Raw genomic sequence first — 15865 nt, forward strand, 5'->3', positions numbered from 1 at the left:
ACAATGATAACAGGAGATATATTATTATGGAGAATAAAGCATTAGAGATGCACAGACAGTGGAACGGTAAATTAGAGACCGTTGCCAAATCTAAAGTAAAGAGCCGCGAAGATCTCGCGATTGCGTACACACCGGGCGTTGCAGAGCCTTGCAAGGTCATTGCCAAAGATCCTGAGGCAGCTTATACATATACCATGAAAGCCAACACCGTTGCCGTTGTTTCCGACGGAAGTGCCGTGTTAGGCCTCGGCAATATCGGTGCATACGCAGCTATGCCGGTTATGGAGGGCAAATGCGTATTATTCAAGGAATTCGGCAATGTCAACGCTGTTCCGATCTGTCTTGACACACAGGATACCGAAGAGATCATCGCTACCGTTAAGAACATTGCACCGGCATTCGGCGGTATCAACTTGGAGGATATCTCCGCACCACGCTGCTTTGAGATTGAGGAACGTTTAAAAGAAATGCTCGACATTCCGGTATTTCATGACGACCAGCACGGTACTGCCATCGTAGTACTTGCAGGTATCATCAATGCATTAAAGGTGACCGGCAAGAAAAAAGAGGACTGCCGCGTCGTTGTAAACGGTGCTGGATCTGCTGGCGTTGCCATCACAAAATTACTTTTAACATACGGTTTTAAAAATGTGATCATGTGTGACCGTGAGGGCATCATCGGAAAAGATTATCCAAACTTAAACTGGATGCAGCAGAAAATGACCGAAGTAACAAACCTTGCAAATGAGCATGGAACACTTGCCGATGCATTAAAAGGTGCTGATATTTTTGTTGGTGTTTCCGCACCAAACATTGTAACACCGGAGATGGTATCTTCCATGAATCACGATTCCATCCTGTTTGCAATGGCAAACCCGGTACCGGAGATCATGCCGGACGTTGCAAAAGCAGCCGGTGCACGCGTGGTCGGAACCGGAAGAAGTGACTTCCCGAATCAGGTCAACAACGTTGTCGCATTCCCTGGTATCTTCAAAGGCGCCTTAGAGGGACGTGCCACACAGATCACGGAAGAAATGAAACTTGCCGCCGCAGAAGCGATCGCAGGTCTTGTTTCCGAGGATCAGTTATGTGACGAATTTATCATGCCGGAGGCTTTTGACCCGCGTGTCGCAGAAGTTGTAAGCGAAGCTGTCAAATCCCATATCAAATGATGATCTGGGGCGATAAACGATATCATTCTTTAGATTATGAATTAAAACAGACTTTCGGGGAAAAGGTCTACCGTCTTTCCTTAAATGGCGGTATGACCTGTCCAAACCGTGACGGCACCTTAGATAACCGCGGCTGCATCTTCTGCAGTGCCGGTGGTTCCGGGGATTTTGCCGCCGCGCCTGACTTGTCTGTTCATGCGCAGATTCTTTCCGCCAAAAAACGGATTCAGGCAAAAACAGGCTGTAAAAAGTTCATCGCTTATTTTCAGGCATATACCAATACCTATGCACCGGTAGAATATTTAAGACGGATCTTTACGGAAGCCATTGAAGAACCGGATGTGGTGGCATTGTCCATCGCGACCCGCTGTGACTGTCTTCCACCGGATGTCTTAAATCTCCTCGACGAGTTAAACCGCAAAAAACCGGTCTGGATTGAACTTGGACTTCAGACTATCCACGACAAAACACTTCACGCGATCCGAAGCGGTTTTACCCTCTCCCAGTTTGAGCAGGCAGTATCTGATCTGCATAAAAGAAACATTCCGGTCATTACTCATCTGATCCTTGGACTTCCGGGTGAGACAAAAGAAGATATGCTCTCCTCCGTCCGTTATGTTGGCAGCCTTCCGGTCACCGGAATAAAACTCCAGCTCCTTCATATATTGAAAGGAACCGATCTTGGGACTGCCTATATGGCAGATCCGTTTCCACTTTTTACACTGGAGGAATACTGTGACCTGATTGCAGACTGCATCGCACTGCTGCCGCCGGAGATCGTCATCCACCGGCTCACAGGGGACGGGCCGAGGAATCTTTTACTTGCACCCTTATGGAGTACAGATAAAAAGAGAGTTTTAAACACGATACAGAAATGTCTGCGTGAGCGTGATCTCTGGCAGGGGAAAAATATCTGATTATAAAGAAAGAGGGCATCTAATATTATGGCAGAACCATTCACGATCTATAAACTGACAATTTTAAATATGCTGGATAAAGTGGATTTTCCATTGACAAACACACAGATATCTAATTTCTTTTTAGAGCAGGATTATACGGATTATTTTCGTGTCCAACAGGTATTAAGTGACCTTGAGGATGCCAGCCTGATACATGCAGAATCCACTCACAGCAATACGCAGTATACCATTACTGCTGCCGGAAAAGAAACGCTTGGTTTTTTCAAAGATAAGATCACACCGGCAATCGAACGTGATACCACCACATTCTTAGAAAAAAATAAATTAGAGCTGCGCAGCGTCAACTCCATACTTGCGGACTATTACAAAACACCAAATCAGGATTATGCTGCACGCTGCCAGTTTCGTGTACACGATACCAATCTGATCGACCTGACTCTCACCGTAAAAACAAGGGAACAGGCGCAGGCGATCTGTGATAACTGGAAAAAACAAAATGAAGACGTCTACGCTTATCTGATGGATCTTCTTTTAAAATAATAGATCGGACGCCTGGCAGACTTTCTATTATTACAAATAACAGAACATGATACGCTGACAGCAATGTTATCATCTCTTCTTAACAAATTACTCAGAAATGGAGTTTTTCTATGGCAAAACAATATTTTAAACCCGGCAACATGCTCTACCCGCTGCCTGCCGTCATGGTAAGCTGCCAGTATCCTGCCGGAAAAGAAGATGTACTCTGTACCAATCCAGATCTTGCCGGAAAACCAAATATCATCACCGTAGCATGGGCAGGAACCATATGTACCAATCCACCGATGTTGTCGATCTCTGTACGCCCGGAGCGCTACTCTTACCATATGATCGAAACTTCCGGCGAGTTTGTTGTAAATCTGACAACGGAGCAGTTAGTCCGCGCAACTGATTTTTGCGGTGTCCGCTCCGGAAAAGACATTGATAAATTCAAAGAAATGCATTTGACACCGCTCCCTTCGAAGGAGATTTCTGCACCGGGCATCGCAGAAAGTCCTGTCAATATCGAATGTAAGGTTCGGGAGATAAAACCGCTCGGAAGCCACACCATGTTTCTTGCTGATGTGGTGAATGTCACCGTAGATGATGCATTTTTTGATGAGAAAAATACATTTCACCTCAATGACACCGGACTTGTTACCTACTCCCATGGTGCCTACTTTTTACTCGGCAAAAAACTTGGCACTTTTGGATACAGTGTCGCAAAAAAGAAAGCAAAGAAACGGAAATAACCTCCGTTTCTTTGCTTTTTTTATTCTGTCAAGATACTGATACATCTATTGCATTTTATTTTCTCTTACATATATCTGCTGTTTAACAGATCATTTTTTGCAAGCTCAATGGCTTTTTCCACCGTTCCCTGCTCAAATGGATTCATCAGATGTGCGTAGCGCAGTGTCTCTAAATAGCTCATGCTGCCACCACATTTACAGAGATTTAAATAATCTTTCCATGCATCCTCATGATCTTTTCTGTCCTTGGTTTTAAACTCCATCGCTCCCATTGTCGTCAAAGTATAGTTGATATAATAGAATGGATAGAGATAAATATGCAGTTTATGATACCAGTAACCGCCACGGTCAAAGAAATCATCTGCCTCATATTTTCTCCAAGGCATATAAGTTTCTTCCAACTTCTTCCATGCAAGCGTGCGCTCCTTCGGTGTCATATCCGGGTTGCTGTAACAGATATGCTGGAATTCATCTACGGCTACGCCAAACGGTACAAATGTCAGGGCATCCTGCAAGTGTGCAAAACGATATTTATCTGCCTGCTCTCCGAAGAATTTTTCTGCATATGGATAAGCAAATTGTTCCATTGCCATGGAATGAATTTCTGCAATATCCGTTGACTCACTGTAATATGCAGCGATCGGCTGGCTGCGCATTGCCATATATCCTGCAAACGCATGACCTAACTCGTGTGACAGTACCTGCATATCAAAGATCGTCTGATTGAAACAGGAAAATACAAACGGTGCTTTGTAGCGGTCAAGGGATGTCATATATCCGGTGGATGCCTTGCCCGGTTTGTTTTTTAAGTCCATCAGCTCATGGTCGATCATAAAGTCAATGAATTCTCCTGTCTCAGGGCTTAATTCATGATACATTTTTCTCGCCTGATCCACCATGAAATCATCATCCCCTGCCGGAACTGCATTGCCATCCGGGAATACACGTTTTTCATCATAAAACATCAATGTATCCACGCCGAGACGTTTTCTCTGTGCCTCATATAATTTTTCACACAGAGGTACTAACACGGTACGCACCTGCTCACGGAAAGCAGCTACTTCCTCCATGCCGTAATCGGTACGTCCCTGCTGCATATATCCAACCGGGATAAAGTTCTCATAACCAAGATTTTTTCCCATCTGTGTACGGATTTTGATCAGTTCATCCCAGATTTCTTCGAGACGTTTTTCATTGCCATGATAAAAATCGGAGTATGCCTTCACAGCAGCCTTTCGTACTTCACGATCCTCATGTTCAAAATACTTCTGTACCCCGTACAGGTTTAACGTTTTTCCGTCAAACGGGATTGCTGCGGTTGCCATCATTTTTTCATATTCCTTGCACAGTCTTGACTCCTGCTGCATCAGTGGGATGTTTTCCTCACAGAATGTCTTTTTCTGCAGATCCATCTGTGCAAAATACTGCTTTCCGTACTCCTTTTCAATATCCCCGCGGAACTTTGATTCCATCAGTGCATCATTCATCGCCAGAAGTTTTGGCATAACTGTCGGCACCATATCATTGATATACGCATCTTCTTTTTCATAAAATTCGTCTGTCGTATCTAAGGTATGGCGGATAGATGCGATCGTGCAGTCCGTCGAAAAATTTTTCGACATCTCCTCCATCTGCTCCATATATCCTTTTAATTCTTCATAGGATGCTGCATTTTTGATTTTTTGTGTGATCTCCTCTGCAAATGCACCTACTTTTTCAAAATCTGGTCTTTTATATTCCAGTGTGCTGAATTTAAAATCTTCCATGTTTCATTTTGTCCTTTCTTCCTGCATTTCTATATGTTATTGGTCTTTGACCATAACAGACTTTTATTCTGCGCTCTCATTTTTGTCTTTCGCAATGTTTTCTGTCATCTGCTCTTTCACTTCACTTTCAGTTTTCTTCTCATTCTTATGACGGATTTTTTCCCACCATCCAATGATTTTTTCTACCGGCTGTTCCTGTTCTGATTTCTGCCGTGCTGCTTCACGTTCTGCCTTGCGTGCTTCCCGTTTCTTACGCCTTTCTTCTTCCTTTTCTTTGCGCGCTTTTTCTCTCTGTGCCTTCTTCTCGTTTTTCCGCTGCAGTTTTTCAAACGCTTTTTCTTTCAGACGCACTTCCTTTAAAGCCGCCTTCTCCATTTCTTTTATGTAACTGTTTGCCTTTTTGCGGTTGCGCTTATCCACGCGGTATGGATCGTAAGCAAAATAAGATATAGCCCCAAGCATCAGAACAACCACACCAGCGATCACAAAGATTGGAACTAACATATCATATTCCTTAAATTTCAGTTCGTAGCACACAAACACCGTCAGCATCACAGGGTAAAGTAACAGATATAAAATCTTGATCAGTACCTCAAAAAACGCTGCCTGTTTTCTGCCATTTGAAAGAAGCGTACCCTCAATTGCCGTATAAAATGCCATAAAAATACACAGTTCCGAACCAAACCCATGTAAAACACCACACACTGCCACTAAGATCAGCGACAGAAAAAACAGTGCAAACGCCGCTCCCTGATACCATGCATTGCGGCGTTCCTCCATGCCCTGAAGTTTATCCTCACTGATGCCATGCATCCGGTAAACTTCCGTTCTGATATGGCGTTCAAATTCTTCATTTAACTTCTGTTCTTCTTTTGTATTTTTCAGATTTGCTTCCACGGAGTCGATCATCTGATTGATATATTCCTGCTGCTGTCTGATCCGCTTGCTGCGAAGCTGCTCTAATTCATTCTGCCGCTTTGCTTCCTCTTCAAGCTTTAAAACTTTCCCGATGCGCGGATTTTTGACTTCCATCTGCGTATAATCCGGTTCCGTTTCCATCTTCACATCTTCGCTCTCTATGATAACCGGATCTTCTACCTGTTCCTGTTCCATAACATTCTCTACATTTACCTTTTCCTTTTCTGTGGCACTCTGTTCTTTTGCTTTTTTCTTTTCCACGGCACTCTGTTCTTTTTCAGTTTCAGTTTTCACGGAACTTTGTTCCTGAAATTCCTCTTCTGCCATACTGCTCTTCTCCTCTGTTTTATTTGATTTCCCAGTATAATTTATTTCAATATTATACAAAAATAAAACCAAAGAAGCAATATACACACTTTCCCTATTGTCTAATAGGATCTGTCTTTCAGGATTGATTTCAGATCCATCGTGTAATCAAAATATCCTTCCTCCACATACTGGACTTTATCGACCTCTTCCCCGTTTTCCATATGCCGGATCGTCTGTTCGACCAAAGGGGCTGTCAGCGGATTGCACTCAAAATCAGCCATGATCTTCTCATCCTGCATCACCGTAAGCGCATCTTTTACTGCATCAAATGAGATCACGATCACATCACCATCTGTTCCCATTTTCTTTCCTGCCGCCTCAAGCGCATCGATCACGCCAAACGTCATATTGTCGTTTTCACTGATCACAACATCGATATCATCGTACTTCTCTAAAAAATCTTCCATGACTTCCTGACCTTTTGCCTGTGTAAAATCGCCCGACTGTTTTTCAAGCATCACCCAGTCTGAGTGTTTTTTTAATATTTTTTCAAAACCGTCCGACCGCCCGATCTGTGCGGAGGAACCTGACGTCCCCTGCAGTGTGACTAAATGGATCGTCTCATCTTCTCTTCCCTGTTCTTTTAAATAATTTTCAAGCCACTCCCCCGCCTTTATTCCCTCTTCACAAAAATTACTTCCTACCCAGCAGCTGTAAAGGCTTTCATCGCCGACTTCCACGGTACGGTCAGAGAGAATGACAGGGATTCCTGCCTCCTTTGCCTCCTCAAGCACCGCTTCCCATCCCGTTTCCACAACCGGATCTAAAATAATATAGTCCACATCCTGTAGGATAAAGTTGCGGATCGCCTTGACCTGATTTTCCTGTTTCTGCTGTCCATCCTCAAAAATCAGATAATAACCGTTTTCTTCCGTAAAAATATTTTTAAATGACTGCGTATTCGTTGTTCTCCAGTCTGACTCTGAACCGACCTGTGCATAGCCTACCACAATACACCCATCATGACCTGCCATCTCCTCCGTGTCCAGTCCATTCGTGCGCTGCCCTCTTTTTTCTCCACATCCTGCCAGCAAAAATATTGCCCCAAGTACCGTGATTCCTGCTGATACCCACCTTTTGTTTAACATATCTCCTCCGAACCCATAACCTCTGCTTTTCATTATATACCAAAAAGCCGCCGCACATAAATAGAGAATTTTCTCTGTGCGACAGCTTTTTCTTATTCACTTTATTATTTACTGCTCTCTTTCATCTTTGCAAAAATACTCTGTAACACAATAAAGAAACAAAGTAATGCTGCAACTGCGATGCTCGACCAGGAACTTAAGAGCTTACCATTGGTCTTTACCAGAGTTGAGATTGTACCGTTGATCAGTACACCGAAGAAGGAACCGATCACATTTCCAACTCCTCCGGTCAGGAGCGTTCCACCGATAACGGATGATGCAATGGCATCCATCTCTAATCCAAGTGCCTGCTGCACGTTGCCGGACATGGTATTCAAGCAATAGCAGATACCGCCGATCGAACAGAGGAAAGAAGATAACACATAAGCTTTTAATTTTGTCTTTTTCACATCAAGTCCCATCATGGTCGCTGACTGCTCACTGCCGCCAACTGCATAAAGACTTCTTCCGAATTTGGTGTAGCGGAGCATCAGAAATACCACGACTAACACTACCAGTGCCACAACCACGGAAATACGGATAAACGGTACCTGTACCACGCCTTTACCATTGACATAAGATCCAAACGGAAGTTTGATCTTGGCATTTGCAAGTTTTACAAAAAATTCATTGCTGCTGATCGATACCTGATCCGTACAGATCACAGCCGTCATACCTCTTGCGAAGAACATTCCCGCCATCGTCACAATAAATGGCTGGATATTTAAATATCCGACACAGAAACCCTGTACAATTCCAAATACAACGCCGATCAAAAGGACCAGAATACAAAGAACCACTGCGTTCATGTTCCATCTCTCCATTCCGACCGCAAGAAACATACAGTCCATAGCTACAAGAGAACCAACCGAGATGTCGATTCCGCCTGTCAGCATAACACATGTCATTCCACAGGTAATGCATAAGAGTCCCGCATTATTGATCAGTACATTTAAAAATGTCTGCAGGTGTGTAAATCCCTTATTTGCATAAATCGCACATCCGACTGCATACATGACGAAGAATAAAACGATTGTGATGATCAAAAGTACCGTGTTTCCATTCATTTTCTTTTTCTTCATTATGCGACACCTCCTTTTGCCAGCTGTCTTTTTGCAGACATCTTTTTCATATAATCCTTAAACGGAGGCGCCTGGATCGCAACGATGATGATAACAATGACCGCCTTGTATACCGGTGCCTGTTCGGTGGAAACACCCAGCGCATACAGTGTTGTCGTGATCGCCTGGATCGTATATGCACCGATAATAGAACCGGTAAGACGGAACTTTCCGCCGCCAAGACTGTTACCGCCAAGTGCAACTGCAAGAATTGCATCCAGCTCAAAGTTTAATCCGATATTGTTAGAATCTGCAGAACTGATACGGGAAGATGCCACAATTCCGGCAATTCCGGCGCAAAGTCCACAGACAATGTAGCACAGGAAAATAATTCTTTCTGATTTGATACCTGCAATACGGGAAGCCTTTTTGTTGATACCAACACTCTGTACATATAACCCCAGCGCCGTCTTTTTTAGTATCAGGGAAGTGATTATGATACATACGGCTGCCACAACAATCGGTGTCGGGATAAATCCAAGATATCCACCAAAAATTTTAAAGGAATCCTCTCTTACATACACAATCATATTATTACATAATAACAGACCGATCGCTCTTGCTGCCGAGAATAAAATAAGCGTTGCGACCATCGGCTGTACATTCAGATACGATACTAAAAATCCGTTAAATGCACCGCAGACACATCCGATCAGGATACCGCCAAGCACTCCGATGATAAGCGGTCTCGCCAGTTCATTCGTGGAGGAAACTCCATAGCCTGCAAGCAGCATACAGCAGAACGACGCTGCCAGTGACATGACCGAACCAACGGAAATATCAGTACCTGCAGAACAGGATACAACCAGAGTCATTCCGATCGCAAGGATCGCGATCTCACTTCCACGGTTTAAGATATCGATAATACGTCCATACAATACTCCGTTTCGAATGGAGATCGTAAAGAAATTAAATGCAAAATTTCCCGATGCAACATCGTAAATGATATTTACCGCCATTACCAATAACATACAAAAGATAGGCAGAAACAGCGGTTTGCTGATCAGTTTCTTTATATTATTCATTTGTGCCACCTCCTGCGATCGCCTGCATTACATGTTCCTGTGTCAGATTATCCGTGATCTCACCGACTTTTTCCCCATCTCTTAATACGACAAGTTTCGAACAGGTTCGAAGCATCTCTTCGATCTCAGAAGAAATAAAGATCAGGCTCTTTCCCTCCTCCGCTAACTGGATCACAAGTTTCTGGATCTCTGTCTTTGTTCCGACATCGATACCACGCGTCGGTTCATCTAAAATTAAAAATTCCGGATCGGTCGCAAGCCAGCGTGCTAAGATCACCTTCTGCTGGTTACCACCGGAGAGCTGTTTAATCAGTGTCTCCCTGTTTGCGGTCTTGATCTGAAGAAGTTCTATGTATTTGTCCGCGATCTCGATCTGCTTACTCATCGGCAGCAGTTTGAATATTCCACGTTTTGCCTGCAGTGCAAGAATAATATTTTCCCTTACCGACAGGTCACCTATGATACCTTCTGCCTTTCTGTCATCCGGCAATAGTCCCATTCCAAGGTTCATGGCATCGATCGGAGCATTGATCTTTACTTCTTTTCCCGCCACTTTCAGCTCTCCGGTCTGATTTTTGTCCGCGCCGTAAATAACACGTGCTAACTCACTTCTACCGGAACCTAAAAGTCCGGTCAATCCGACTACCTCTCCCTTATGGATCTGTAAGTCAAACGGTTTGATTTTCCCTTTATGGCTCAATCCCTTTGCATCGATAAACAGCGGTTCCTTTGAAAAGTCTTTCGCCTGCTCTGTTTTTACGGCCGCAAGATCATCAAAATCTTTTCCCATCATTGCCGCAACCAGACGCACCCTCGGCAGTTCTTCGATTGGATATTCCCCGACTAATTTACCGTTTCTGAGTACTGTGATACGGTCACAGACCGCATAGACCTGCTCTAAAAAATGGGTTACAAACACGATTGCAACTCCCTTTTCTTTCAGCTGACGCATCAGGGTAAATAATTTTTCTACTTCATGGTCATCCAACGATGACGTCGGCTCATCTAAGATAAGTACTTTACATTCCATATCCACCGCTCTCGCGATTGCGATCATCTGCTGCAGGGCAAGTGAATATTCTTCCAGATTCTGCGTTACATCAATTTTTATATCCAGACTGTCCATGATCTTTTCCGATTTTGCGACCATGGTCTTCCAGTCGATCGTTCCAAGTTTTGTTTTCGGTTCCCTTCCAATAAATAAATTCTCTGCAACACTAAGATTCGGGCAAAGATTTACCTCCTGATACACAGTGGAAATGCCCTTTTTCTGTGCATCCAGCGTCGAATGATTGACAACCGGACCATCGATGCCCTCCACATGTATTTCTCCTGCCTCAAATGCATTGATTCCTGTCAGACATTTGATCAGCGTAGATTTTCCGGCACCATTTTCCCCCATCAGTGCCATGATCTCACCTTTGCGTAATGTAAGATCCACATGATCCAATGCTTTTACTCCCGGAAATGTCATGGTTATTCCGCGCATGGTCAATACAACATTACTCTCCATCTTCCTTCACCCTTTCTTTAAAATGGGAGAGACCAGATGGTCTCCCCCGCATTTTATGCCATCAGGTTTGATTAGTACTGGGCATCTACGATTTCTTTTGTGACAACGGTCAGATCCTGATCTTCTCCATTTACATTGATCGTAGAAAGGACATCCTCATTTACGAACCAGTGTTCTGTCATGTATACTTCTTTCTCCGGAGTCTCACCAGCCTGAAGCTGTTTGATAACTTCCTCTACGAACGGAGCTGCAAGCGGGTTACACTCAAAGTCTGCATTGATGTCACCGGACATTACATACTCAAGTCCTGCGGTACATGCATCAAAGGAAACAAGGATCACATCACCATCTACACCGTAGGAGATACCAGCTGCCTTCATTGCATCCATTGCACCGAATGCTTCGTTATCGTTCTGGCATACAACAACATTAAATTTACCTTCATAACTCTTGATGTAGGACTCCATGACTTCCTGTCCGCCTGCCTGTGTGAAATCACCTGTCTGGGAATCTAAGATATTCCATCCATTTGCATCTGCAATCTCTTTAAATCCGTCGGTACGTCCGATCGTTGCGGAAGCTCCGGTAGATCCCTCGATCACAAGTACATTGACATCACTGATGCCCTTTGCATCTGTATATGCTTTTAACCACTCTCCTGCTGCAAGACCTTCTGTCTTGAAGTTAGAACCTACCCATGAAACATATTTATCTGAGTCATCGATCGTACGGTCAATGACAATAACCGGAATTCCTGCTTCCTCGCACTCTGTCAGTACAGTGTCCCATCCGGTTGATACGATCGGATCGATGATGATATAATCAACATCCTGCTCGATAAATCCTCTGACTGCCTCTAACTGTACTGCAGAATCATTATCACAGTCTACAAACTGAAGATCGTATCCATTGTCTGCGGAAAAAACACTTAAACAGGAATCTGTGGAAGCGGTACGCCAGTCAGATTCGTGTCCAACCTGTGCAAAACCAATTGTAACCGTATCACCGCTTGCTGCGGAGCTCTCTGTTCCGGCTGCCTCTGCGCTGTCTTCTGTCTGATCTGCAGCAGCTGCATCATCTGTTTTTGCTGCGGCATCATTGGATGCACCCGCATTACCTGTTGACGTGTTTGCGCTGTTTCCGCATCCTGCTAACATTGTTGCCCCTAATGCCATACACATTACCATACTCACCAATTTTCTTTTCATTTCAAAAACCTCCCATAGTTTTTTTAGATTTGGTTTCGTTGCTAACCATGGTCTAATTATAACTGTGAGAGGTTTTTATGAATACCGAATTAAATTTGAATTAAGTATAATTTTTTACTAAATTGTGAACAGCTTTCATATATTTCGGTAAAAAAGTGTATTTTTTTTGGAAAAATGTGTATTTTTTATGAACTGCTTTCTGTTCTTACCGGAATTCTTACCCAGACTTCCGTTTCTTCCCCGTAGGTACTCTGCACTTTCAGTCCATATTCCGTGCCATAATGCAACTGGATGCGTTGATTGACATTAAACAGTCCAAAGCCGTCATTTTCTTTTTTCGTATTGCCATCCTCTTTTAACATCGCGCATACTTCTGCAAGTCTCTGTTTATCCATCCCGATCCCGTTATCTTTTACCTTAAAGATCAAGACATCCGCACAACGCTCCGCCGAGACCGTGATATGTCCCTTTCCACGCTTGTTTTTTATGCCATGGTAAAGTGCATTTTCCACTAACGGCTGAAGTGTCAGTTTGATGACCTCATAACCGTAATATTCCTCCGGGATCGCAATCTCATAATCTAAAATGTCCCGGTAGCGGAACTGCTGGATCTCTAAATAGCTGCGGATATGCTCTGTCTCTTCTTTCACGGAGACAAACTCCCTTCCCTTACTCAAAGAAGTCCTGAAAAATGTGGACAGGGAGGACACCATCATTACGACCTCGTCTGTCTTTTTTGACTCGGCAAGCCAGATGATATTATCGAGCGTGTTATATAAGAAATGAGGATTGATCTGCTCCTGCAGCACCCGAAGCTCTGCTGCCCTTAAATTCAACTCCTCCGTATGGATATCTTCCACAAGGTTGCCGATTTTTTCCACCATCTGGTTAAAACTCTTATTTAGCACCTCAATCTCTTCCGGTCCGGTTTTCACCGCCCGGATTCTGAAATCGCCACCCCCGGCAGCCACTGCGGCATCGCACAGCTCCCCGATTGGTTCTGTGATGCCCGTCACGATTTTTCTGCTGACTGCAAATGCACCCACTAAGATCACCAGTAAAATACCGCTCGTGATCGCAATCGCCTGCTCCACATCATTACGGATCCCACCCCGCAGATCCTCCATGTTCATGCTCTCGTAATAAATATAATACTGGATCTGTTCCTGGATCAGCTCCGTCAGCACCCTGATATTTAAGTCCAAACTCTCCATATTTGTCTCATAAGATCCACTGACTAACGCATCTTCCTCAATCTCCTGCACCCTTTTTTCAAGGGTGTCAAGACTCTTTAAAATTCGCGAGAGACGCTGTTTCGCATATGCGGAATCGGCATCCTCTGCCAATTCCCCAAACACCTCTCTCGCCTCTTTGATCATCTTTTGCGGCTTTTGTGTATCGACTAACTCCTCCGCACGTTCCGAATTAACCACGATAATGTACATCACATAGTCGATATCTTCCTTGAATCCGATGTTATATGCATTTGCCTTTGTGATCTTCTCCACAATATGGTCATATTTTGACGATACATTGTTGATCATAAAAAGCAAATATGTGATCATAACCGTTAGTGGGATCACACAGATAAGAAGCAGCAGATACAACCTGTTTTTTAATGAAAATTTTTTTCTTACGTTCATAATTTTTCCTGTTCCTGCTCTGGTCTGTCACTCCTGTTTCTGTATTCCCGCGGCGTACACCCCTGTGTCTTTTTAAACAGGTTACTGAAATAATGTGCATCCCGGAAACCGACTTCAAATGCAATCTCCGTGGTCTTAGTCCCGGTCGTCCGCAATAACTGTTTTGCCTTATCCATGCGCACCTTTGTCAGATACTCAACAAACGTCACTCCCGTCTCCTGTCCGAATACAGTGCTGAAATGGCTCGAACTTAAATTTACCTCCGAAGCGACCATATTTAAGGAGATATCCTCATGATTATAGTTATCTTCTATGTAGGCTTTTGCATGTTGGATCAGATTGTCATATCTGCGTTCCATGCCCTGCTCCCGCAGTTCGATCACTGCCCCGAACAGATTTTTGATGTACTCCCTCGCCTGTCCTGCAGTGCCAAGAAAAATTTCCATCTTCTGCGCATCTTTGTACTGTTCCAACAGATTTTCACTGGTATATCCGCTTTTTTCCAACACGGAGACCGCGCTCACATACAGATCCATCAGCACATACTGACGCAGCAGAACCGACTGTAAGCTACCGTTTGAGATTTTCCGGAAATAATCATCCACAAACCCGGATACTTCCTCTTTTCTTCCTGTATACAAAAACTGTTCCACCTGTCTGCGGTCGATCCCGGACACATTGAGTTCCCCAAGATCTAATGTCTCTTTTGTTTCCATCTCATTTTCTATCTTCTTTACCTGTTCCGTGATCTTATTTTTCTCTAAGGAATACCGCTTTGCAAAAAGAAGATTCGCTTCCTCGTAACATTTTTTGATCTCGCTGAACCGTGTGACCGGTATCCCGTATACCGCGGCATAATCGATCTTATTTTCCCCGCAGAGATATATTTCAAGTTCCTGTTCAATGGCATTTTTCAGCTGTTCAAGCGTCACACCATTTTCCTCTTTCAGTACCAGATGATATTCCCCACAGCTTAGTTTTGCGCAGATCACACTCGAACCGTATGCAAAAAACTGTTCCATATGATCTTCAAATGCTTCATCTTTTTCATAAAACGTCTCCGTCCCGTCCTCGAAAAAGAGCTGTAACATAAGAACATTGTAGCGCTCCGCTGCCAGTTCGATCTCCTGTTCTCTGGCCTCTTTTAACACCTCCGAAAAGGAGTGCTCACCGGATACGATATGTCGGAACAGTCTTCTTTTTGTAAGCGTTCTCTGTTCTTTTTCGTTTTTTGTCTCTTCCTGTCTGCCTCTCCTGCCGTAAATTTTTTCTGCGATCCGCCTGATTGCTTCTAAAAGCTGTGCACTGGTCACCGGTTTCAGCAGATAGTCTTCCACACCGATCGAGATAGCTTCTTTTGCATAATCAAACTCACCATATCCGCTCAGAATCAGGATACTCGTATCCGGAAGTTCCTGTTTTACGATCCGGCTAAGTTCCAGTCCATCCATAAAAGGCATCCTGATGTCCGTGATCAGGATGTCCGGTTTTAGTTTCTGAATCATCGGATACGCGAGTTCTCCATCACTCGCCTCACCAACAAATTCAAATCCTTCCTCCTGCCATGCAATATTATTTCGTATCCCCTCCCGCATTACAATCTCATCTTCTGCCAGAAAAATTTTCAACATCGTTTCTGTTTCCCCCATCATATCTTCTTCCCGGACTCCCCATCCGCCGGAAAATCTATATGATGAAAATAGCACATTCCATAAAATGTTTCAATAAACAACTTTTGAAAAAGACCGGAGCCGCATGATTTCATATAGTGTCCCAAATCATGTCACTCCGGTCTTTTATTATATTATTTCC

General features: G+C 43.8%; 13 protein-coding genes. 4 read left to right on the forward strand and 9 right to left on the reverse strand.

Features of this window, described 5'->3' with window-relative positions; all coding sequences use genetic code 11:
- Nucleotides 1–26: 26 nt before the first annotated feature.
- The 4 genes from ACDD58_RS17355 (at nt 27) to ACDD58_RS17370 (ending at nt 3363) form a co-directional block, all read left to right on the forward strand.
- Nucleotides 27–1172: an NADP-dependent malic enzyme gene (locus ACDD58_RS17355; RefSeq protein WP_118209194.1), complete on the forward strand. Its 1146-nt coding sequence runs from the start codon at nt 27–29 to the stop codon at nt 1170–1172.
- Nucleotides 1169–2089 (forward strand): TIGR01212 family radical SAM protein, encoded by a 921-nt coding sequence (locus tag ACDD58_RS17360; RefSeq protein ID WP_370778520.1) that lies wholly within the window; start codon nt 1169–1171, stop codon nt 2087–2089. The genes ACDD58_RS17355 and ACDD58_RS17360 overlap by 4 nt, the downstream gene beginning before the upstream one ends.
- Before the next feature lie 27 nt (nt 2090–2116).
- Complete coding sequence (locus ACDD58_RS17365; protein ID WP_117919588.1) at nt 2117–2632, forward strand: DUF4364 family protein; 516 nt, start codon at nt 2117–2119, stop codon at nt 2630–2632.
- Between the two features lie 110 nt (nt 2633–2742).
- On the forward strand, nt 2743–3363 hold the full coding sequence (locus tag ACDD58_RS17370; RefSeq protein WP_117919586.1) for a flavin reductase family protein: 621 nt from the start codon (nt 2743–2745) through the stop codon (nt 3361–3363).
- Between the two features lie 65 nt (nt 3364–3428).
- Here the strand turns inward: ACDD58_RS17370 and ACDD58_RS17375 are convergent, their stop codons facing one another.
- The 9 genes from ACDD58_RS17375 to ACDD58_RS17415 all read right to left on the reverse strand — a co-directional run bounded on the left by ACDD58_RS17375 (nt 3429) and on the right by ACDD58_RS17415 (nt 15702).
- Nucleotides 3429–5129, reverse strand: coding sequence for a M3 family oligoendopeptidase (locus ACDD58_RS17375; RefSeq protein ID WP_370778521.1), 1701 nt, complete (start codon nt 5127–5129; stop codon nt 3429–3431).
- Between the two features lie 63 nt (nt 5130–5192).
- Nucleotides 5193–6374, reverse strand: a complete 1182-nt coding sequence (locus ACDD58_RS17380) for a hypothetical protein (RefSeq protein ID WP_370778522.1) — start codon at nt 6372–6374, stop codon at nt 5193–5195.
- Nucleotides 6375–6475: 101 nt separating this feature from the next.
- The gene (locus ACDD58_RS17385) at nt 6476–7537 is read right to left on the reverse strand and encodes an ABC transporter substrate-binding protein (RefSeq protein WP_006856930.1); all 1062 of its coding nucleotides are present in this window, start codon (nt 7535–7537) and stop codon (nt 6476–6478) included.
- Between the two features lie 71 nt (nt 7538–7608).
- Entirely contained in the window at nt 7609–8625 is a 1017-nt protein-coding gene (locus ACDD58_RS17390) for an ABC transporter permease (RefSeq protein ID WP_006856929.1), read from the reverse strand.
- On the reverse strand, nt 8625–9689 hold the full coding sequence (locus ACDD58_RS17395) for an ABC transporter permease (protein WP_015521339.1): 1065 nt from the start codon (nt 9687–9689) through the stop codon (nt 8625–8627). Before ACDD58_RS17395 ends, ACDD58_RS17390 begins: the two co-directional genes overlap by 1 nt.
- Nucleotides 9682–11202 (reverse strand): sugar ABC transporter ATP-binding protein, encoded by a 1521-nt coding sequence (locus ACDD58_RS17400; RefSeq protein ID WP_015559982.1) that lies wholly within the window; start codon nt 11200–11202, stop codon nt 9682–9684. The genes ACDD58_RS17395 and ACDD58_RS17400 overlap by 8 nt, the downstream gene beginning before the upstream one ends.
- 71 nt (nt 11203–11273) lie before the next feature.
- Nucleotides 11274–12410: an ABC transporter substrate-binding protein gene (locus tag ACDD58_RS17405; protein ID WP_015521336.1), complete on the reverse strand. Its 1137-nt coding sequence runs from the start codon at nt 12408–12410 to the stop codon at nt 11274–11276.
- A gap of 185 nt (nt 12411–12595) precedes the next feature.
- Entirely contained in the window at nt 12596–14053 is a 1458-nt protein-coding gene (locus tag ACDD58_RS17410; protein ID WP_006859060.1) for a sensor histidine kinase, read from the reverse strand.
- Complete coding sequence (locus tag ACDD58_RS17415; RefSeq protein WP_370778523.1) at nt 14050–15702, reverse strand: response regulator; 1653 nt, start codon at nt 15700–15702, stop codon at nt 14050–14052. The genes ACDD58_RS17410 and ACDD58_RS17415 overlap by 4 nt, the downstream gene beginning before the upstream one ends.
- Nucleotides 15703–15865 lie beyond the last annotated feature (163 nt).

It is taken from the genome of Roseburia sp., from assembly GCF_041325975.1.
In the GTDB taxonomy this organism is placed as follows: domain Bacteria; phylum Bacillota; class Clostridia; order Lachnospirales; family Lachnospiraceae; genus Roseburia; species Roseburia rectibacter.

Bases quoted from the DNA above. Each gene is read 5' to 3' on its own strand.
- ACDD58_RS17365 (WP_117919588.1), top strand. From the start codon at position 2,117: ATGGCAGAACCATTCACGATCTATAAACTGACAATTTTAAATATGCTG.
- ACDD58_RS17360 (WP_370778520.1), top strand. From the start codon at position 1,169: ATGATGATCTGGGGCGATAAACGATATCATTCTTTAGATTATGAATTA.
- ACDD58_RS17405 (WP_015521336.1), bottom strand. From the start codon at position 12,410: ATGAAAAGAAAATTGGTGAGTATGGTAATGTGTATGGCATTAGGGGCA.
- ACDD58_RS17390 (WP_006856929.1), bottom strand. From the start codon at position 8,625: ATGAAGAAAAAGAAAATGAATGGAAACACGGTACTTTTGATCATCACA.
- ACDD58_RS17375 (WP_370778521.1), bottom strand. From the start codon at position 5,129: ATGGAAGATTTTAAATTCAGCACACTGGAATATAAAAGACCAGATTTT.
- ACDD58_RS17370 (WP_117919586.1), top strand. From the start codon at position 2,743: ATGGCAAAACAATATTTTAAACCCGGCAACATGCTCTACCCGCTGCCT.
- ACDD58_RS17385 (WP_006856930.1), bottom strand. From the start codon at position 7,537: ATGAAAAGCAGAGGTTATGGGTTCGGAGGAGATATGTTAAACAAAAGG.
- ACDD58_RS17355 (WP_118209194.1), top strand. From the start codon at position 27: ATGGAGAATAAAGCATTAGAGATGCACAGACAGTGGAACGGTAAATTA.
- ACDD58_RS17380 (WP_370778522.1), bottom strand. From the start codon at position 6,374: ATGGCAGAAGAGGAATTTCAGGAACAAAGTTCCGTGAAAACTGAAACT.
- ACDD58_RS17415 (WP_370778523.1), bottom strand. From the start codon at position 15,702: ATGGGGGAAACAGAAACGATGTTGAAAATTTTTCTGGCAGAAGATGAG.
- ACDD58_RS17395 (WP_015521339.1), bottom strand. From the start codon at position 9,689: ATGAATAATATAAAGAAACTGATCAGCAAACCGCTGTTTCTGCCTATC.
- ACDD58_RS17400 (WP_015559982.1), bottom strand. From the start codon at position 11,202: ATGGAGAGTAATGTTGTATTGACCATGCGCGGAATAACCATGACATTT.
- ACDD58_RS17410 (WP_006859060.1), bottom strand. From the start codon at position 14,053: ATGAACGTAAGAAAAAAATTTTCATTAAAAAACAGGTTGTATCTGCTG.